Source organism: Kitasatospora sp. NPDC032150 (assembly GCF_055579945.1).
Map to the genome: position 1 here is coordinate 311,732 of NZ_JBVIMH010000002.1, position 18,912 is coordinate 330,643.

General features: G+C 71.9%; 17 protein-coding genes. 16 read left to right on the forward strand and 1 reads right to left on the reverse strand.

From position 1 onward, the window contains the following. Nucleotides 1–95: 95 nt before the first annotated feature. Nucleotides 96–767 carry a TetR/AcrR family transcriptional regulator gene (locus tag ACZ5ON_RS03745; protein WP_465584968.1) on the reverse strand — a complete coding sequence of 224 codons (672 nt, stop codon included), beginning with the start codon at nucleotides 765–767 and terminating at the stop codon, nucleotides 96–98. Between the two features lie 88 nt (nucleotides 768–855). Here ACZ5ON_RS03745 and ACZ5ON_RS03750 point away from each other — a divergent pair, with 88 nt between their 5' ends. The 16 genes from ACZ5ON_RS03750 to cbiE all read left to right on the forward strand — a co-directional run bounded on the left by ACZ5ON_RS03750 (nucleotide 856) and on the right by cbiE (nucleotide 18,798). Then, nucleotides 856–2,346, forward strand: a complete 1,491-nt coding sequence (locus tag ACZ5ON_RS03750) for a carboxylesterase/lipase family protein (RefSeq protein WP_465584972.1) — start codon at nucleotides 856–858, stop codon at nucleotides 2,344–2,346. 93 nt (nucleotides 2,347–2,439) lie between these two features. Continuing rightward, the gene (gene argC / locus ACZ5ON_RS03755; protein ID WP_465584975.1) at nucleotides 2,440–3,468 is read left to right on the forward strand and encodes an N-acetyl-gamma-glutamyl-phosphate reductase; all 1,029 of its coding nucleotides are present in this window, start codon (nucleotides 2,440–2,442) and stop codon (nucleotides 3,466–3,468) included. Nucleotides 3,469–3,482: 14 nt separating this feature from the next. Beyond that, nucleotides 3,483–4,634 (forward strand): bifunctional glutamate N-acetyltransferase/amino-acid acetyltransferase ArgJ, encoded by a 1,152-nt coding sequence (gene argJ / locus ACZ5ON_RS03760; RefSeq protein WP_465585339.1) that lies wholly within the window; start codon nucleotides 3,483–3,485, stop codon nucleotides 4,632–4,634. Nucleotides 4,635–4,707: 73 nt separating this feature from the next. Then, complete coding sequence (argB, locus tag ACZ5ON_RS03765) at nucleotides 4,708–5,583, forward strand: acetylglutamate kinase (RefSeq protein WP_465585341.1); 876 nt, start codon at nucleotides 4,708–4,710, stop codon at nucleotides 5,581–5,583. After that, nucleotides 5,580–6,788, forward strand: a complete 1,209-nt coding sequence (locus ACZ5ON_RS03770) for an acetylornithine transaminase (RefSeq protein ID WP_465584978.1) — start codon at nucleotides 5,580–5,582, stop codon at nucleotides 6,786–6,788. The genes argB and ACZ5ON_RS03770 overlap by 4 nt, the downstream gene beginning before the upstream one ends. Nucleotides 6,789–6,806: 18 nt before the next feature. Beyond that, nucleotides 6,807–7,355, forward strand: a complete 549-nt coding sequence (locus tag ACZ5ON_RS03775) for an arginine repressor (RefSeq protein WP_465584981.1) — start codon at nucleotides 6,807–6,809, stop codon at nucleotides 7,353–7,355. A 196-nt stretch (nucleotides 7,356–7,551) separates the two neighbouring features. Further along, a complete protein-coding gene (locus ACZ5ON_RS03780; protein ID WP_465584984.1) occupies nucleotides 7,552–8,745 on the forward strand; it encodes an argininosuccinate synthase in 1,194 nt (397 codons plus the stop codon). 77 nt (nucleotides 8,746–8,822) lie between these two features. Beyond that, entirely contained in the window at nucleotides 8,823–10,259 is a 1,437-nt protein-coding gene (gene argH, locus ACZ5ON_RS03785; protein ID WP_465584990.1) for an argininosuccinate lyase, read from the forward strand. Between the two features lie 219 nt (nucleotides 10,260–10,478). Beyond that, nucleotides 10,479–11,861, forward strand: a complete 1,383-nt coding sequence (locus ACZ5ON_RS03790; RefSeq protein WP_465584993.1) for an FAD-binding oxidoreductase — start codon at nucleotides 10,479–10,481, stop codon at nucleotides 11,859–11,861. Between the two features lie 49 nt (nucleotides 11,862–11,910). After that, complete coding sequence (locus ACZ5ON_RS03795) at nucleotides 11,911–12,402, forward strand: RNA polymerase sigma factor (protein ID WP_465584997.1); 492 nt, start codon at nucleotides 11,911–11,913, stop codon at nucleotides 12,400–12,402. A gap of 268 nt (nucleotides 12,403–12,670) precedes the next feature. Continuing rightward, the gene (locus ACZ5ON_RS03800; protein ID WP_465585001.1) at nucleotides 12,671–13,171 is read left to right on the forward strand and encodes a GNAT family N-acetyltransferase; all 501 of its coding nucleotides are present in this window, start codon (nucleotides 12,671–12,673) and stop codon (nucleotides 13,169–13,171) included. Nucleotides 13,172–13,731: 560 nt separating this feature from the next. Then, entirely contained in the window at nucleotides 13,732–14,757 is a 1,026-nt protein-coding gene (locus ACZ5ON_RS03805; protein WP_465585004.1) for a methionine ABC transporter ATP-binding protein, read from the forward strand. Further along, on the forward strand, nucleotides 14,754–15,491 hold the full coding sequence (locus ACZ5ON_RS03810; RefSeq protein WP_465585011.1) for a methionine ABC transporter permease: 738 nt from the start codon (nucleotides 14,754–14,756) through the stop codon (nucleotides 15,489–15,491). Before ACZ5ON_RS03805 ends, ACZ5ON_RS03810 begins: the two co-directional genes overlap by 4 nt. A 93-nt stretch (nucleotides 15,492–15,584) precedes the next feature. Continuing rightward, entirely contained in the window at nucleotides 15,585–16,412 is an 828-nt protein-coding gene (locus ACZ5ON_RS03815; protein ID WP_465585016.1) for a MetQ/NlpA family ABC transporter substrate-binding protein, read from the forward strand. Between the two features lie 258 nt (nucleotides 16,413–16,670). After that, nucleotides 16,671–17,327: a GNAT family N-acetyltransferase gene (locus ACZ5ON_RS03820; RefSeq protein ID WP_465585019.1), complete on the forward strand. Its 657-nt coding sequence runs from the start codon at nucleotides 16,671–16,673 to the stop codon at nucleotides 17,325–17,327. Between the two features lie 211 nt (nucleotides 17,328–17,538). Next, complete coding sequence (cbiE, locus tag ACZ5ON_RS03825) at nucleotides 17,539–18,798, forward strand: precorrin-6y C5,15-methyltransferase (decarboxylating) subunit CbiE (protein ID WP_465585022.1); 1,260 nt, start codon at nucleotides 17,539–17,541, stop codon at nucleotides 18,796–18,798. The last annotated feature ends 114 nt before the right edge of the window (nucleotides 18,799–18,912 follow it).

The following is an 18,912-nucleotide window of genomic DNA, read 5'->3' on the forward strand; positions in this document are numbered from 1 at the left end:
CGTTCCGTGTCGGTCGGCCTCGGTCGGACGGAGGGCCACCGCCCTACCTGGCCGTACCGGATCCGGTGGACCCCGGGCCCGGGATCAACGGGGGCTCAGGTCGCGTCGGGGTGCGAACGCGCGTCATCGGCCGCGTCCCGGGGCTCGGGTCCCGCGCCCGTGCTCCGGTCGTCCCGGACGAACAGCCCGTCCAGGTACCGGTCGACAGCGGTGAGTACGTCCTGGGGCCCGACCACGTCGAGTTCGAGGAGGGTGGTGAAGCCGGTGAGCGCGAGGAGCAGATTGGTCTCGGCCACCGGATCGCGGTCGCGGCCGATGTACCCGTCGGCGATCGCCTGACGGACCAACTGCTCGACGAGGACGCGCCCTTGGAGCATCCCGCCGCGCACCTTGGCGTGGAAGTTCTCGTTGTGCAGCGCCTCCAGGACGAAGGCGGCGCTCATCCGGCTGGTCGCGCGGGCGTCAGCGTGCAGCGGCAGCATCTCCGTGATCATCAAGCGGAGCACGTCGCGGGGGTGCGGCCGGTCGCCGAGCTCCTCCAGGCCCCGGCCGACGCGCAGCGAGGCCTGCTCGGACGCGAAGTCCATGGCGAAGGAGAGCATCGCCTCGCGGGAGGTGAAGTAGTGCTGCAGCTGCCCCAGGGAGATGCCCGCCTCCTGTGCGACCTCGCGCATGCTCAGATGCGCCACGCCGCGCTGTTCCACCACCCGCCACAGTGCCCGGGCGATCGTTTCGCGGCGTTCCCGGTGGTCGACCTGTTTCGGCATCGTCGGTTGCTCCATGTCCGCTTTCCAATACGGTTGACATAATACACGTGACCTATAAACCTGGAGGCCTACCTAGGAGGGGAACGACATGTCTGAACGGCCGAGGGTGCGTACCGCGGAGGGCGTGCTGGAGGGGCGCTGGCGGCGGGGGCACGCGGTGTTCCGCGGCATCCCCTACGCGCAGCCGCCGGTCGGGGCGCTCCGCTTCGCCGCCCCGGCCCCGCCCCGGCATTGGGACGGGACGCGGCAGGCGGCGGAGTTCGGACCCGTGGTGCCGCAGTCCGGTCCGGTTGCCGCGAGCCGGACGGAGGGGGCGGACTGGTTGACGCTGAACGTCTGCACTCCGGATCCGGGCGCGGCCCGTCTGCCAGTGCTGGTGTGGGTCCCCGGAGGCGGCTACATGGCGGCCGACTCGAGTGACCCGGCGTACGACCCGGCGGCACTGGCCGCGGCGGGACTCGTGGTGGTGAGCATCAACTACCGGGTGGGCGCCGAGGGTTTCGCGCTGCTCGAAGGCGCGCCGGCCAACCGAGGGTTCCTCGACCAGGTCGCGGCACTGCACTGGGTGCGGCGCAACATCGCCTCCTTCGGCGGCGACCCCGACCGGGTCACCGTGGCCGGACAGTCCGCCGGGGCGGGGTCGATCGCCGCCATGCTGGCGATGAAGCCGGTGCGCGGCCTGTTCCGGCGGGCCATCACCCACTCGGTGCCGGGCCTCCACTCCACCCGCGCACTGGCGGAACAGGTCGCGGCCGTGCTCGCGGAGCGGCTCGGTGCCCGGCCGACCGTCGAAGGCCTCTCCGGCGTCGATCCCTGGCGCCTGGCCGAGGAGGTCACCTCGCTCAGTGCCGGCCTGAACGGCCACCGCGAGCGGTGGGGGCGGCTCTCGCACGCGGGTGTCGCCCTGTGCCCCGTCGTCGACGGCGAGGTCCTCCCCGAAACGCCCTGGCCGGCCCTGGCCGGTGGTCGCGCGGCCGGGACGGAACTCCTCGTCGGCCATGCCCGCGACGAGTTCCGGCTGTTCGGCTTCATGATGGGACGGCTGGGCCGGTTCACCGAAGAGGACGCCCGAATCGCCCTGGACGTCCTCGCTCCGGCGCCGGACGGGGCGGCCGCCTACCGTGCCGCCCACCCGGGGGCCACTCCGGAGGAACTGGTGGAGTCGGTGTACTCCGACGCCGTCTTCCGGATGCCGTCACTGCACCTGGCACAGGCGAACGCCGCGGCCGGAGGCACCTCGTACCTGTTCGAGCTGCGGCTGGCCTCCCCGGGCCTCGGCGGGGTCCTGGGTGCCTGCCACGGCCTTGACGTCCCGCTGGCGTTCGGCACACTGGGCAGCCCCACCGGTAAAAGCCTCCTCGGCGACCCGCCCGGCCCCGAGGCCGTCGCGGTGTCCCGGGAACTCCAGCGGGCGTGGGTCCGGTTCGCCACCACCGGTGACCCCGGATGGCCCGCCCACCGCCCCGACCGGCAGCTCGCCCGCGTCCTGGATGCCGAGTCGCAGACCGTGCGCTACCCCGAACAGGCCTCCAGCCGGATCTGGGAGGGGCACACCCCGGCCGCTTTCGATCTGGGCTAGCGCGGTCCGCGGCGTCGGCGGCCGAACCGGCTGGTTGTTGCATGAATGTTCCGTCCTGCGTATATTCATGCCAAGCTGCTGAGGAGGAACGTCATGGCTTTGCGCGTCGCCGTCGCCGGCGCCAGTGGGTACGCGGGTGGTGAGGTGCTGCGCCTTCTGCTCGGGCACCCGGAGGTGGAGATCGGTGCGCTGACCGGCGGGTCGAACGCCGGCACCCGGTTCGGCGAACTGCAGCCGCACCTGCTGCCGCTGGCCGACCGGGTGCTGGAGCCGACCACGCCCGAGGTGCTGGCCGGGCACGACGTGGTGTTCCTGGGGCTGCCGCACGGGCAGTCCGCGGCGGTCGCCGAATCGCTCGGCGAGGACGTCCTGGTGGTGGACTGCGGTGCGGACTTCCGGCTGAAGGACGCGGCCGTCTGGGAGAAGTTCTACGGCTCCCCGCACGCGGGCACGTGGCCGTACGGCCTGCCCGAGCTGCCGGGCCACCGGGCCGCGCTCAAGGGCACCAGGCGGATCGCCGTCCCGGGCTGCTACCCGACGGCCGTATCGCTGGCGCTGTTCCCGGCGTACGCTGCGAGGTTGGCGGAGCCGGAGGCGGTGGTCGTGGCGGCCTCGGGCACGTCCGGCGCGGGCAAGGCGGTCAAGGCGCACCTGCTCGGCAGCGAGGTGATGGGGTCGATGAGCCCGTACGGCGTCGGCGGCGGGCACCGGCACACACCGGAGATGGCGCAGAACCTGGCCCCGGTCGCGGGGGAGCCGGTCACCGTCTCGTTCACCCCGACCCTGGCCCCGATGCCGCGCGGCATCCTCGCCACCTGCTCGGCCAAGGCCAAGCAGGGCACCACCGCCGAACAGCTGCGCGAGGCGTACGCGGCGGCCTTCGCGGGCGAGCCCTTCGTCCGTCTGCTGCCCGAGGGGCAGTGGCCGCAGACCAGCGCGGTCTACGGCTCCAACGCCGCGCTGATCCAGGTCGCCCTGGACGAGCACGCCGGGAGGATCATCGCGATCAGCGCGATCGACAACCTGGTGAAGGGCACCGCCGGTGGCGCGGTGCAGAGCATGAACATCGCCCTCGGCCTGCCGGAAGAGCTGGGCCTGCCCGTGAACGGAGTTGCACCGTGACAAGCAGTCGGAACGTGGGCGTGACCGCGGCGAAGGGCTTCCGCGCCGCCGGTGTCACCGCCGGGATCAAGGCCTCCGGCACCCCCGACCTGGCCCTGGTGGTCAACGACGGGCCGTTGCTCGCCGCCGCCGGCGTCTTCACCTCCAACCGGGTCAAGGCGGCCCCCGTCCTGTGGTCCGAGCAGGTGCTGGGGGCCGGCCGGGTCTCCGCCGTCATCCTCAACTCCGGTGGCGCCAACGCGTGTACGGGACCGCTCGGGTTCCAGGACACCCATGCGACGGCCGAGAAGGTGGCCGAGGAACTGAAGCTCAACGCGGCCGAGGTAGCCGTCGCCTCGACCGGTCTGATCGGCGTCCGGCTGCCGATGGACGTCCTGCTGCCCGGCGTCGAACTGGCCGTGCGGGCGCTCGGGGAGGACGGCGGCGAGGCGGCCGCGATCGCCATCAAGACCACCGACACCGTGCACAAGACGGCTCAGGTGACCGGGGACGGCTGGACGGTCGGCGGGATGGCCAAGGGCGCAGGCATGCTCGCGCCGGGCCTGGCCACCATGCTGGTGGTGCTCACCACCGACGCCGCGGTGGACAGCGAGGGCCTCGACGGGGCACTGCGCGCCGCGACCCGCACCACCTTCGACCGGGTGGACTCCGACGGCTGCATGTCCACCAACGACACCGTGCTGCTGCTGGCCTCCGGCGCCTCCCGAATCACGCCGGACGCGGGCGAGTTCGCCGAGGCGGTGCGCACTGTCTGCGATGACCTGGCCCGGCAGTTGATCGGCGACGCCGAGGGGGCCAGCAAGGACATCCGGATCGACGTGGTCAACGCCGCCACCGAGCAGGAGGCGGTGGACGTCGCCCGGACCATCGCCCGCAACAACCTGCTCAAGTGCGCCATCCACGGCGAGGACCCGAACTGGGGCCGGGTGCTGGCCGCGATCGGCACCACCTCCGCCGCCTTCGACCCGGACGCCCTGGACGTCGCCATCAACGGCGTCTGGGTCTGCCGCGGAGGCAGCGTCGGCGAGGACCGCGACCTGGTGAGCATGAAGGACCGGGAAGTGGTCATCACCGCCGACCTGAACGCCGGTCAGGCCGCCGCCACCGTGTGGACCAACGACCTCACCGCCGACTACGTGCACGAGAACAGCGCCTACTCCACCTGAGCCGGGGGACACCACCGTGCAGATCGCACCCAAGGGCGAACAGGCCCGCAACAACACCGCACTTCCCAAGGCGATGACGCTGATCGAGGCGCTGCCCTGGCTGGAGCGCTTCCACGGCAAGACCGTAGTGATCAAGTTCGGCGGCAACGCCATGGTGGACGAGGAGCTCAAGGCGGCCTTCGCCCAGGACGTGGTCTTCCTGCGCTACGCCGGGCTGCACCCGGTCGTGGTGCACGGCGGCGGCCCGCAGATCAGCGCGCAGCTGGACCGGTTGGGCCTGGAGTCCTCCTTCACCAACGGCCTGCGGGTCACCACCCCGGAGACCATGGACGTGGTGCGGATGGTGCTGGCCGGCCAGGTGCAGCGCGAGCTGGTCGGGCTGCTGAACGAGCACGGCCCGTTCGCGGTCGGCCTGACCGGCGAGGACGCGCACACCATGACCGCCGTCAAGCGGTACGCGGTGGTGGACGGCGAGCAGGTGGACATCGGCCTGGTCGGGGACATCGTCAACATCGAGGCCGGCGCGGTGAAGGCGCTGATCGCGGACGGCCGGATCCCGGTCATCTCCAGCATCGCGCGCGGCGCCGACGGCCACGTCTACAACATCAACGCAGACACCGCCGCCGCCGCGCTCGCGGCCGCGCTCGGTGCGGAGATGCTGGTGGTCCTCACCGACGTCGAGGGGCTGTACGCGGACTGGCCGAACTCGGACGACGTGATCAGCCAGCTCAGCGCGAGCGAGCTGGAGAAGATGCTGCCGGACCTCGCCAGCGGGATGCTCCCCAAGATGGAGGGCTGTCTGCGGGCGGTGCGCTCGGGCGTGGGCACCGCGCGGGTACTGGACGGGCGGGTGCAGCACTCGCTGCTCCTGGAGATCTTCACCGACGAGGGCATCGGCACCATGGTCGTCCCGGACGACGAGGCGACCGTCCTCGGGGGACTGGCATGACGAGCAACTCCGAACTCACCCGGCGCTGGCAGCACGCGCTGATGAACAACTACGGCACCCCCAGGATCCCGCTGGTGCGCGGCGCCGGCGCCAAGGTCTGGGACGCCGACGGCAAGGAGTACTTGGACCTGGTCGGCGGGATCGCGGTGAACGCGCTCGGCACCGGACACGCGGCCGTGGTCGAGGCGGTCACCCGGCAGATCGGGCAGCTCGGCCACATCTCCAACCTGTTCCTGGCCGAGCCGACGGTGCGGCTGGCCGAGCGGCTGATCGGGCTGTTCGGGCGCGAGGGCCGGGTGTTCTTCTGCAACTCGGGCGCCGAGGCCAACGAGGCCGCCTTCAAGATCAGCCGGCTCACCGGCCGCACCCACCTGGTCTCCGCCCAGGGCGCCTTCCACGGCCGGACCATGGGCGCGCTGGCACTCACCGCGCAGCCCGCCAAACAGGACCCGTTCCGCCCGCTGCCCGGGGACGTCACCCACGTGCCCTTCGGCGACACCGAGGCGCTGCGCGCGGCCGTCACCTCCGACACCGCCGCCGTCTTCCTGGAGCCGATCCAGGGCGAGAACGGCGCGATCCCGCTGCCGGCCGGCTATCTGAGGGCGGCTCGCGAGATCACCAGGGCGAGTGGGACCCTGCTGGTGCTGGACGAGGTGCAGACCGGCGTCGGACGCACCGGCCACTGGTTCGCCCACCAGGCCGAGGAGGGCGTCGACCCGGACATCGTCACCCTCGCCAAGGGCCTCGGCGGCGGGCTGCCGATCGGCGCGACCGTCGCGTTCGGCGAGGCGGCCGAACTGCTCCAGCCGGGCCAGCACGGCACCACCTTCGGTGGGAACCCGGTGGCCGCGGCCGCGGGCCTCGCGGTGCTGGACACCATCGAGGCCGAGGGCCTGCTGGAGCACGTCCGGAAGATCGGCGAACGGCTGCGCGCCGGGGTCGAGGCGATCGGCGATCCGCTCGTCTCGCACGTCAGGGGTGCCGGGCTGCTGCTGGGTATCGTGCTGACCGAGCCGGTCGCCGCACAGGTCCAAGCGGCGGCGCAGCAGGCCGGGTTCCTGGTGAACGCGGCGGTGGCGGACGCGGTACGGCTGGTTCCGCCACTGGTGCTGACCGAGCAGGAGGCGGACGACTTCCTCGCCGCCCTGCCGGAGATCCTGCGCACCGTGCGAGTCGCCGCCCCCGACGCGAAGCACGGCGCGTAGTCCGGGAGAATTATCAGTATGACCGTATCCCGACCCGACCAGCCCGCCGCCGGTCCGACGCCGCAGGTCCCGCAGACCCGTACGGCCAGGCACCGCCGGATCGTGGACCTGTTGACCCGTCAGCCCGTCCGCTCGCAGAGCCAGCTGGCCAAACTGCTGGCCGACGACGGACTCGTGGTCACCCAGGCCACCCTCTCCCGGGACCTGGACGAGCTGGGTGCGGTGAAGATCCGCAACCGGGACGGCGCGCTCATCTACGCCGTCCCGGCCGAGGGCGGTGACCGTACGCCGCGCGCGCCGATGGGGGAGTCCGCCAGCGAGGGCCGGATGGCCCGGCTGGCCGGCGAACTGATGGTGTCCGCGACGGCCTCCGGCAACCTGGTCGTACTGCGCACTCCGCCGGGCGCGGCGCAGTTCCTGGCCTCGGCGATCGACCAGGCGGAGGTGTTCGAGATCATCGGCACCATCGCGGGTGACGACACCGTGCTGCTGATCAGCCGTGACCCTTCCGGCGGCCAGGCCCTGGCCGACCACCTGATGCAGCTGGCCCAGGCCAAGGCCCAGTAGCGGCCGCGCCGGCCGACCCCGGACCGCCCAGGAGCCCTGTTGCTCCTGGGCGGTCCGCGTTTTCGGCCCACCACTCGGACGGGCGGACGAATAGTTTTGATTTCCATACGAGGTCATGCATACTTATGCCCATCACCGTATGGGACGCGCACCTGCCGCCGACCCACCCGTTCGCACTGTTGTGAAGGAGAAAGCCGTGACCGAGCGCGTCGTACTCGCCTACTCGGGCGGTCTGGACACGTCCGTCTGCATCGGCTGGATCGCCGAGGAGACGGGCGCCGAGGTCATCGCCGTCGCCGTCGACGTCGGCCAGGGTGGCGAGGACCTCGAGGTCATCCGTCAGCGCGCGCTGGACTGCGGCGCGGTCGAGGCCGAGGTCGCGGACGCCCGCGAGGAGTTCGCCGACGAGTACTGCCTGCCGGCGCTCAAGGCCAACGCCCTCTACCAGGGCCAGTACCCGCTGGTCTCCGCGCTCTCCCGGCCGGTGATCGTCAAGCACCTGGTCGCCGCCGCGCAGAAGCACGGCGCCACCACCGTCGCCCACGGCTGCACCGGCAAGGGCAACGACCAGGTCCGCTTCGAGGTCGGCATCAACTCCCTCGCCCCCGGCCTGAAGTGCATCGCCCCGGTGCGCGACTACGCGATGACCCGGGACAAGGCGATCGCCTTCGCCGAGTCCAAGGGCCTGCCGATCGCGACCACCAAGAAGTCCCCGTACTCGATCGACCAGAACGTCTTCGGGCGGGCCGTCGAGACCGGCTTCCTGGAGGACATCTGGAACGCCCCGATCGAGGACGTCTACGAGTACACCCAGAACCCGGCCACCGCGCGCGAGGCCGACGAGGTCGTCATCACCTTCGAGGCGGGCGTCCCGGTCGCGATCGACGGCAGGAAGGTGACCGTCCTCCAGGCGATCGAGGAGCTCAACAAGCGGGCCGGCGCCCAGGGCATCGGCCGCCTCGACATGGTCGAGGACCGGCTGGTCGGCATCAAGTCCCGCGAGATCTACGAGGCTCCCGGCGCGATCGCCCTGATCACCGCTCACCAGGCGCTGGAGAACGTCACGGTCGAGCGCGAACTCGCCCGCTACAAGCGGCAGGTGGAGCAGCGCTGGGCCGAACTCGTCTACGACGGCCTGTGGTTCTCCCCGCTCAAGCGCGCCCTGGACGGCTTCGTCAACGAGGCCAACCAGCACGTCAGCGGCGAGATCCGGATGGTGCTGCACGGCGGCCGCGCGGTGGTCGACGGCCGCAAGTCGGACCAGTCGCTGTACGACTTCAACCTCGCCACCTACGACACCGGCGACACCTTCGACCAGTCGATGTCCAAGGGCTTCATCGAGATCTTCGGGATGTCCTCGAAGATCGCCGCCCGCCGCGACCTGGCCTGATCCCTCCCCCTCACCCGGTCCCGGCTGCACCCCCACGCAGCCGGGGCCGCCCCCTACCCCGTAGAAGGAGCCCCGCGATGCCGTCCGACCTCTCCTACTCGGGAGCCACTGATGTCCGTCTCTGGGGCGCGCGCTTCGCCGACGGCCCCTCCGAGGCGCTGGCCAAGCTCTCCGCCTCCGTCCACTTCGACTGGCGGCTCGCGCCGTACGACATCGCGGGCTCCAGGGCGCACGCCCGGGTGCTGCACAAGGCCGGGCTGCTGAGCGAGGACGAGCTGGCCGCCATGCTGGCCGGTCTGGACCAGCTGCTCGCCGATGTCACCTCGGGCGCCTTCACCGGCACCGTCGCCGACGAGGACGTGCACACCGCCCTGGAACGCGGCCTGCTGGAGCGGCTCGGCGCCGAACTGGGCGGCAAGCTCCGCGCAGGCCGCTCGCGCAACGACCAGATCGCCACCCTGTTCCGGATGTACCTGCGGGACCATGCGAAGGTCATCGGCGGGCTGGTGCTGGACCTCCAGTACGCCCTGGTGAACCTCGCAGAGGCGCACCCCGACACCGCGATGCCGGGCCGCACCCACCTCCAGCACGCCCAGCCGGTGCTCTTCGCCCACCACGTCCTCGCGCACGCGCAGGCCCTCGGCCGGGACGCCGAGCGGCTGCGCCAGTGGGACGCCCGCACGGCCGTCTCCCCGTACGGCTCCGGCGCGCTGGCCGGCTCCTCACTCGGCCTGGACCCGCAGGCGGTCGCCGCCGACCTCGGCTTCGAGGGCGGCTCGGTGGCGAACTCCATCGACGGGACCGCCTCGCGCGACTTCGTCGCCGAGTTCGCCTTCATCACGGCCATGATCGGGATCAACCTCTCCCGGATCGCCGAGGAGGTGATCATCTGGAACACCAAGGAGTTCGGCTTCGTCACGCTGCACGACGCCTTCTCCACGGGCTCCTCGATCATGCCGCAGAAGAAGAACCCGGACATCGCCGAGCTGGCCCGGGGCAAGTCCGGCCGGCTGATCGGCAACCTGACCGGCCTGCTGGCCACCCTGAAGGCACTGCCGCTCGCCTACAACCGGGACCTCCAGGAGGACAAGGAGCCGGTCTTCGACTCCTGCGACACCCTCGAGGTCCTGCTGCCCGCCTTCACCGGCATGATGGCCACCCTCACCGTGCACCGCGAGCGCCTGGAGGAGCTGGCGCCGGCCGGGTTCTCGCTGGCCACCGACATCGCCGAGTGGCTGGTCCGGCAAGGTGTGCCGTTCCGGGTGGCGCACGAGGTGGCCGGGGCCTGCGTGAAGGTCTGCGAGTCCCAGGGCATCGAGCTCGCCGACCTGACGGACGCCCAGTTCGCCGAGATCTCCCCCCACCTCACGCCCGATGTCCGCTCGGTCCTCACCGTCCACGGCGCCATCGCCTCGCGCAACGCCCGCGGCGGCACCTCGCCCTCCGCGGTGGCTGCCCAGCTGGCCGAGCTCAAGGCCGACCTCGCCGTGCAGGCCGCCTGGCTCAAGGGCTGACCCGCACGGACCAGTACCCGCCGGGAACACCGGCCCGCCGAGGCGGGAGGGGCTCCCCGGGCGGCGCGGGGAACCGCGCGAAGGGAGTCCTCTCCCCGGCCTCCGGCCGGGGTGCCCCCTTCGCACCGCTCCCCGGGCCCCGGGCTGCGCTCCGAGCCGTTCCCCCCTAATGGGTTTTCCCGAGCAGCCGAGCGTCCCGCCGCATCCGATACTCGACCCATGGGTGCCAGAGCCGTCGCAGCACTCCGCAGAGGGTTCCGAGGCCAGCTGATCACCCCGGACGACCCGGAGTACGACACGGCCCGAGCCGTGTGGAACGGCGCGATCGACCGGTACCCCGCACTGATCGCCCGCTGCACCGGCACCCCGGACGTGCTGCTGGCCGTCGAGGTGGCCCGCGAGTACGGGCTGTGGCCGACGGTCCGGGGTGGCGGCCACAGCGTCGCCGGCCTCGCGGTCTGCGAAGGCGGCCTCTTGATCGACCTCTCGCGGATGCGCGGCGTCCGTGTGGACTCCGGCCGCCGGATCGCGCACGCCGGTCCGGGCGCCACCTGGGCCGAGTTCGACCAGGAGACCCAGCGCCACGCCCTGGCGACCCCGGGCGGGCGGGTGTCCGGCAGCGGGATCGCCGGCACGACCCTCGGCGGAGGCTTCGGCTGGCTCAGCCGGGCCTACGGGCTGACCTGCGACAACCTGTTGGAGGCCGAGTTGGTGACCGCCGACGGACGGGTGGTCACGGCGAGCGCGGCGCTGCACCCGGACCTGTTCCGGGGCATCCGGGGCGGCGGCGGCAACTTCGGCGTCGTCACCTCCCTGTCCTACCGGCTGCACCCGGTCGGCCCGCAGGTGCTCTGCGGCGAGTTGTACTTCGCGGCCGACGAGGCTCCGCAGGTGCTCCGTGCCGTCCGCACCCAGCTGCGTGGTGCCCCCGACCAGCTGTCCGCCGTCTGCCTGCTCGGCACCGCACCGGCCGCACCCCACCTGCCCGCCCGACTGGCCGGCACGCCGGTCGTCCGGCTCGGGCTGTGCCACGCCGGCCGGCCCGAACGCGCGCGGGGCGCGGTGGCACCGCTGCGCGCCCTGCCCGGCGTACTCGCGGACACGATCCAGCTGCGCCCCTACACCGTGTGGCAGCGGGCGCTCGACGCGGGGCGCGGCCCGGGCGCCCGCAACTACTGGAAGTCCGAGTACCTCTCCACCCTGGACGACCGCGCGATCGCCACCCTCACCGAGCACTTCGCGCGGATCACCTCACCGTCCTCCGAGATCCAGCTCGTCCTCCTCGGCGGCGCCATCGCCCGGGTCGGCCCCGACGACACCGCCTACACCCACCGCTCGGCGCCCTACCTGCTCAGCATCAACTCCCGCTGGGAGCACTCCGAGGAGGACACCGGGCACACCGCCTGGACCAGAGGGCTGTGGAGCGCGATGCGGGCCTTCTCCTCCGGCGGAGGGTATGTGAACTTCCTCGGCCAGGAGGGCCCGGCACGGGTCCTGGAGGCGTACGGACCGGTGAAGTACCGGCAGCTCACCGCGCTCAAGGACATCTGGGACCCGGGCAACCTGTTCCGCGTCAACCAGAACATCCCGCCCAGCTCCTGACCGGGTGACCCGCCGTCACCGGCCGGGCCGGCGGTCGGTCATACCGGGTGTGATTCCCGTCGCCGAGCTGCACCCTGCCTTCGCCCCGCTCGCCGCCGTGCTGGCACACCGGCACCGCCTCGACCCGCAGGACCTGGAACAGGAGGTCTGGCTGCGGGTGCTGGAGCGGGCCGCCGACGGCACCCTACCCCGTGACCGCGTCTCCTGGGTCCGGGCTCTCACCGTCCAGCTGACCGTCCAGCACACCGCCCGGTCGCCGCAGCCCCACCGGAGCGTGCTGCCGGTGCCCTCCGCCGAGGAGCAGCTGCTGACCGCCTACCGCCACCGCGCCGTACGGCGGGCGCTGGCCCGGCTGCCCGGACGCTGCCCCCAACTGCTCACCGCACTGTCCGAGTCACCCGAACTGACGTACCGGCAGCTGGCGGAACGGCTGCGCCTGCCGAGGGGCAGCATCGGGCCGATCCGGTCGCGCTGCCTGGGGTGCCTGCGGGCGCTGCTGTACAGCCACCGGCCGGAACGGCCGTCGGAGACCGGCTGGTGACACCTGAGTGACGCTCACCACGTCGGGCATCCGGAAGGTTGAGATCCGGGGACGGCTGGGTAGAGCCGTGGCTAACGTCCTCCTTGACGGTGGCCGAGGCGGCCGGATACTGAGCGTGAGCGAGGGCCGGGCTCCGGAGACCGCGGGGTGCGGCGCTGCGCGACCCCCGGTCAGGGCCGATCCCCGTCCGGGGCACACCTCCGGCAGAGCACCGGGTGCCGCATCCACATCCGGCACCCGGGAACCAACGATGGGGAGGCCCCCGCACATGGGCATGAGCGTGATCATTTCGGTGGCGACCGAGGACGACGCGGAGCAGATCCTCAAGCTCCAGTACCTCGGCTACCAGAGCGAGGCCGAGCTGTACGGAGACTGGGGCATCGAGCCGCTGACGCAGACGCTGGACAGCCTGCGGGCCGAACTCTCCGATCGGCACGTGCTGGTGGCCAAGCTGGGCGACGAGGTCGTCGGCACCGTCCGCGGCCGGGTGGATGGGAACGGGGTCGCCCGGGTCGCCCGCCTGGTGGTCCACCCCCGGATGCAGCGCCACGGCCTCGGTGGCCGCCTGCTGGACGCCGTCGAACGGCAGCTGCTGGACCGGCACGACGTACGCTCCTTCGAACTGTTCACCGGCCACCGCAGCCTCGCCAACCTCCGCCTCTACGCCCGGCACGGCTACCACCAGCGGGAGGTCACCGAGGTGAGCCGCCGGCTGAGCGTGGTCGCCCTGGAGAAGCCGGTGCACTCGGAGTACGCCGCCACCGCCTGAACGCCGGCGGCCGACGGCGTTCAGGCGGTGGCGCCCACACGGACCGCCCGACCGTGCCTTCTGAGACAGTTCCCGGCAGCGCCCGGTCCCTGCGGACCGGGCGCTTCGGCTTGTGCCGCAAGGATCCTTCGCCTTGCAACCATTGGGTCGTGTCCGCAATTCGGACAGCTGGTCCTGGTAATTGGGACCCGGTTCATATGTCTGATTTACTAGCACCCATGACTGCGACAACGACCTGCACCCCCTCCGGCACCGTGCCGGCAGGTGAGCGCTGCATGTGCTGTCGAATGTGTCACTGCTGAGGGTCACCGCCCCTGCTCGCGCCCCGAAGCGAGCCCCGCTGAAGCGGCTCCACGCGCCCGTACCGCGGCGCTGCCGCACACCTTTTGGATCCGGACCCGTAAGGGCCACGTCCACGCGCGTCCCCGCCTCCCGGCGGCCACGATCGAGGTGTGGCAGCGGGACCTCCCACCCCCCTCACAGGCGTGCCCGAGGCATGCCGCTCACCGCCACCGGTGCGCCGGCCATCAGCCGTGCGCCCCCGACCAACGGAAGCAGCTGTGATCACCACCAAGGACCTGACGAAGGTCTACCGCTCCAGGGGCCGCGAGGTCACCGCCCTCGACGGGGTCGACCTGCACGTGAGGGAGGGCGAGGTCTACGGCGTCGTCGGTACCAGCGGCGCGGGCAAGAGCACCCTCATCCGCTGCGTGAACATGCTGGAGCGCCCGAGCTCGGGCAGCGTCACCGTGGACGGCGTCGAGCTCACCGCGCTGCCCGGCCAGGAGCACCGGGCCGGCCGCGACCTGCGCGAGGCCCGCCGCCGGATCGGCATGGTGTTCCAGCACTTCAACCTGCTCTCCTCGCGGACCGTCCAGCAGAACGTCGAACTCCCGCTGGAGATCATCGGGCTGGACCGCACCCAGCGCCGCCGCAAGGCCGCCGAACTGCTCGACCTGGTCGGCCTCGCCGACAAGGCCCGCACCTACCCCGGCCAGCTCTCCGGCGGTCAGAAACAGCGCGTCGGCATCGCCCGCGCACTTGCCGGCGACCCCAAGGTGCTGCTCTCCGACGAGGCCACCTCCGCGCTCGACCCGGAGACCACCCGCTCCATCCTGTCCCTGCTGCGCGACCTCAACCGACAGCTCGGCCTCACCGTCCTGCTGATCACCCATGAGATGGACGTGATCAAGTCCGTCTGCGACTCCGCCGCCCTGATGCGCGGCGGCAAGGTGATCGAGTCCGGCGGGCTCACCGAGTTGCTCGCCACCCGGAACTCCGAACTTGCCCGCGAGCTCTTCCCGCTCGGCGAGTTCGGCCACGGGCAGCCCGGAAACACCGTGGTGGAGATCACCTTCCAGGGCGACACCTCCGCTCAGCCCTTCGTCTCCCAGCTAGCCCGCACCTACCAGATCGACATCAACATCCTCGGCGCCGCCGTGGAGCACATCGGCGGCCGGATGGTCGGCCGGATGAGGGTCGAACTGCCCGGCGGCCACCAGGAGAACGTGGTGCCGATCGGCTTCCTGCGCGAGCAGGGCCTGCAGGTGGAGACCGTGAACGAGGCGAACGGAGCCGTGGCATGACCTGGGACCAGATGCAGGAACTGATGTGGCCCGCCACCGCCGAGACCTTCCAGATGGTCGGCGTCGCCGCCCTCGCCACCATCCTTCTCGGGCTGCCGCTGGGCCTGCTGCTGGTGCTCACCGACAAGGGCGGCGCGCTGCAGAACGGCCCGGTCAACCGGGTGATCGGCGCGGCCGTCAACGTCGGCCGCTCGCTGCCGTTCATCATCCTGATGGTCGCTCTGCAGCCCTTCACCAGGGGAGCGACCGGCACCACCATCGGCTGGCAGGCCGCGTCCGTGCCGCTGACCGTCGGCGCCATCCCGTTCTTCGCCCGCCTGGTCGAGACCGCCGTCCGCGAGGTGGACAAGGGCTTGCTGGAGGCCGTCCACGCGATGGGCGGCGGTACCTGGACCGCGATCCGCAAGGTGCTGCTCCCCGAGTCGCTGCCCGCGCTGGTCTCCTCCGCCACCACCACGATCATCGCGCTGATCGGATTCTCCGCGATGGCCGGCACGGTCGGCGGCGGGGGACTCGGCACCCTCGCCGTCAACTACGGCTACCAGCGCTTCGAGACCGCCTTCATGTGGGTCATCGTCGCCGAGCTGGTGGTGATCGTGATGGCGATCCAGCTGATCAGCGACCTCATCGTGCGGCGGCTGGCCGACCGCGGCGGCATCGGCACCACCCGCCTGCTGCGCTCGCGCCGCACCGAGCTCACCGAGGAAGAGGAAGAGCTCGCCCTGCCCCACTGACCACGCCGTCTGCCCTCCGGGGCAGGCCGCGCGTCCCAGGCCACCGGGCCATCCCCCGGTGGGCCGCCCGCTCCATGGAGAAAGGCACTTTTCGTGCGTAACGTCCTGAAGTCCACCACCGTCATCGCCACCGCGGGCCTCGCCCTCACGCTGACCGCCTGCAGCAGCGGCTCCTCGTCCGCCGGCTCCTCGCCGGACCAGCCGCTCACCGTGATCGCCAGCCCCACCCCGCACGCCCAGATCCTGGACTACGTGAAGAAGAACCTGGCCGACAAGGCCGGGCTGAAGCTGGACGTCAAGGTGGTCACCGACTACGTGACCCCGAACACGGCCGTCCAGGACGGCTCGGCCGACGCCAACTACTTCCAGCACGTCCCGTACCTGGAGGACTTCAACAAGAAGCACGGCACCGACATCGTCTCCGTCGAGCCGGTGCACCTGGAGCCGCTCGGCCTGTACTCCAAGAAGGCCAAGTCCGTCGCCGACCTGCCAGGCGGCGCCACCGTCGGCCTGCCCAACGACGCCACCAACGAGGGCCGCGCGCTCAAGCTGCTCGCCGCCGAGAACGTCATCAAGCTGAAGGACGGCGCCGGCACCTCCGCCACCCCGGCCGACATCGCCGACAACCCGAAGAACCTGAAGTGGAAGGAACTGGACGCCGCCCAGCTGCCCCGCTCCCTCCGCGACCTGGACGCCGCGGTCATCAACGGCAACTACGCGATCGACTCCGGCCTGACCCCCGCCAAGGACGCCATCCTGCTGGAGAAGGCCGAGGGCAACCCGTACGCCAACATCCTCGCGGTGAAGAAGGGTCATGAGAACGACCCCCGGGTGGTGAAGCTGGCCCAGCTGCTGCACTCCGCCGAGGTCAAGAAGTACATCGACGACACCTTCAAGGGCTCGGTCATCCCCGCCTTCTGATAGTTCGTATCAACTGACCCCACTGCGGTAGTTTGCCCACGGCCGACAGGCTTGCCGCGTCGGCGCCGATGCGCCGGCAGGCGGGTCGGGCAGCCGGGCCCCCACGGACCACGTGCGGGGCCCGGTCGGGCAATATGCAGGTGGGACGGCCGCAGGACACCGGAACTGACGGGCCGTCGCCGGATTTGCCGGTACGCTGACCTGGCCGAGTGCGGCTGGGGCGTACGGTGTGTCCACGACCCGGCGAGGAGAGACGGCATGGCAGCGAGCTTCCCCGAGACCGCCATCAGCACCGAGAGGCTGCTGTTGCGCCCCCTTGCGGACGAAGACGCCCCGGGCCTGGTCGCGATGATGGACGACGAGCCGGTGCACACCTGGACCGCCATCCCGCAGCCGTTCACCGAGGCCCACGCCGCGGAGTGGATCCGCACGCTCGCCCCCGCCCGCCGGGTCGAAGGCCGCGGAATCTCCTTCGCCGTCGCCGAGCACCTGACCCAGCGCCTGGTCGGCGTGGTCGAACTGCGCGGCACCGACTGGCGGCTGCGCTCCACCGAGGCCGGCTGCGTCATCGCCGCCTGGGCCCGAGGCGAGGGCTACGCCCCCGAGGCCCTGCTCGGCGTGGCCCAGTGGCTCTTCGAGGACCGCGGGTTCCTCCGCCTGGAACTGCGCACCGCCGCCGGCAACACCGCCGCCCAGCAGGCCGCCCAGAAGATGGGCTGCATCAGCGAGGGCGTACTCCGCAGCGCCTGGATAGTCCGCGGCGGCGACTGGACCGCCTCGGCCAGGCCGCCGGCCGGCCCGGCCCCCGAGGACGAGAGCCGCAGCGACCTGATCCTGTGGAGCCTGCTGCCCGAGGACTTGGAGAGCGCCCAGGACGACAGCTGGGCCCAGCAGCGGTACGTGCTCCGCGACTGAACCGACGGTCGGGAGCGGATCGACGGTCGGGAGCGAACCAACCGTTCACCGTCCGGACGCGCACAGGTGTGCAGGTTGGCGACAGCGGACGGAGCGCACCCGGTAGCCTCTGAACCGGGACGGAGCGCAGATGGTCCGGACCAGTGACGGACCAGTGTGCGTGGGGCGGACAGCGCCTCGGGGCGGAACAGGCGAGGGAGAAAAGCCGCAGATGGCTGACCGGATCACGGTCATCGGGTGGGACGGCACGCCGCTGACGGAGGCGGCCGCCTCGGCACTGGCGGGGGCGACCCTGGTCGCCGGCGCCCCGTATCAACTGGCAGCGCTGCCGGTACCGGCGGACGCCGAGCGGATCGTGCTCGGCAGCATCGCGGCCGCCGCCCGGAAGATCGCCGAACACCGCGGCACCGCCGTGGTGGTCGCCGAGGGCGATCCCGGGTACTTCGGCGTGGTCCGCGCCCTGCGCAGCCCCGAGTACGGCCTGGAACTCGAGGTGCTGCCCGCCGTCTCCTCGGTGGCCGCCGCCTTCGCCAGGGCCGGGATGCCCTGGGAGGACGCCCAGGTGGTCTCCGCCCACGGCGGACGGCTTCGCCGCGCGGCCAACGTCTGCCGGGCCAACCCCAAGGTCGCCGTGCTCACCACCTCGGACGCGGGCCCGAGCGAACTGGCCCTGATGCTCCGCGGCGTGCACCGCACCTTCGTGGTCTGCGAGGCGCTCGGCACCCCGGACGAGGACGTCACCGTGCTGACCTCCGAGCGGGTGCCGGACCACGTCTGGCGCGACCCCTCGGTGGTACTGGTGATCGGCGGAGGAAGCCAGGCCCAGACCGTGGACGAGGCGGCCGGCTGGCTGGCCGGGAAGCCCCTCGGATTCCCTGGACCGGCGCGCGGCTGGGCGCTGCCCGCCGACGCGTACGCGGGCGTGGATCGCGACGCATCCGCAGCGGACGCCGGCGGGCGCGCGCTGCCCCCGCACCTCCGTGCGCTGGCGGTGGCACGATTGGGCCCGGTCCCGGGCGACCTGGTCTGGGCGGTCGGGGCGGCCAGCGGTGCCCTGGCGGTCGAGATCGCCCGGTTCGGCGCGGCCGTGGTCGCCGTGGAGGCCGATCGCTCGGCCTGCGCCCAGATCGCGGTCAACGCCCGCCGCTACGGGGTCGAGGTGGAGGCCGTCCACGGCGTCGGCCACGAGGTGCTGGGCGGACTGCCCGAACCGGACGCCGTGGTGGTCGAGGCGGGCGGCGCCGAGGCCGTCCGCGCCGTGGTCACCCGTCGTCCCGGGCGGTTGGTCGCGGTGGCCCACACGCTTGCCGAGGCCGAGGAGATCCACGAGGTCCTCTCCGGCGCCGGCTACCGGGTGGACGGCGCACTTCTGCAGTCCGCGCCGCTCGCCATCGGGCGCGGCGCGGCGGCGGGCCTGTCCATCGGCGCGGGGGAGCAGGGCCTGATGCTCTGGGGTGAGCAGGGTTCCTGACCCTCCGAGCCGTCCACACCCTCCCTACACGCTTTGTCCGCTCCATGGACGTTTTCCGGCCGCTTTGCGGCGACTCTCGGGCTGCTCCCCGGTTGGTGGGCGGTGATTCCGATC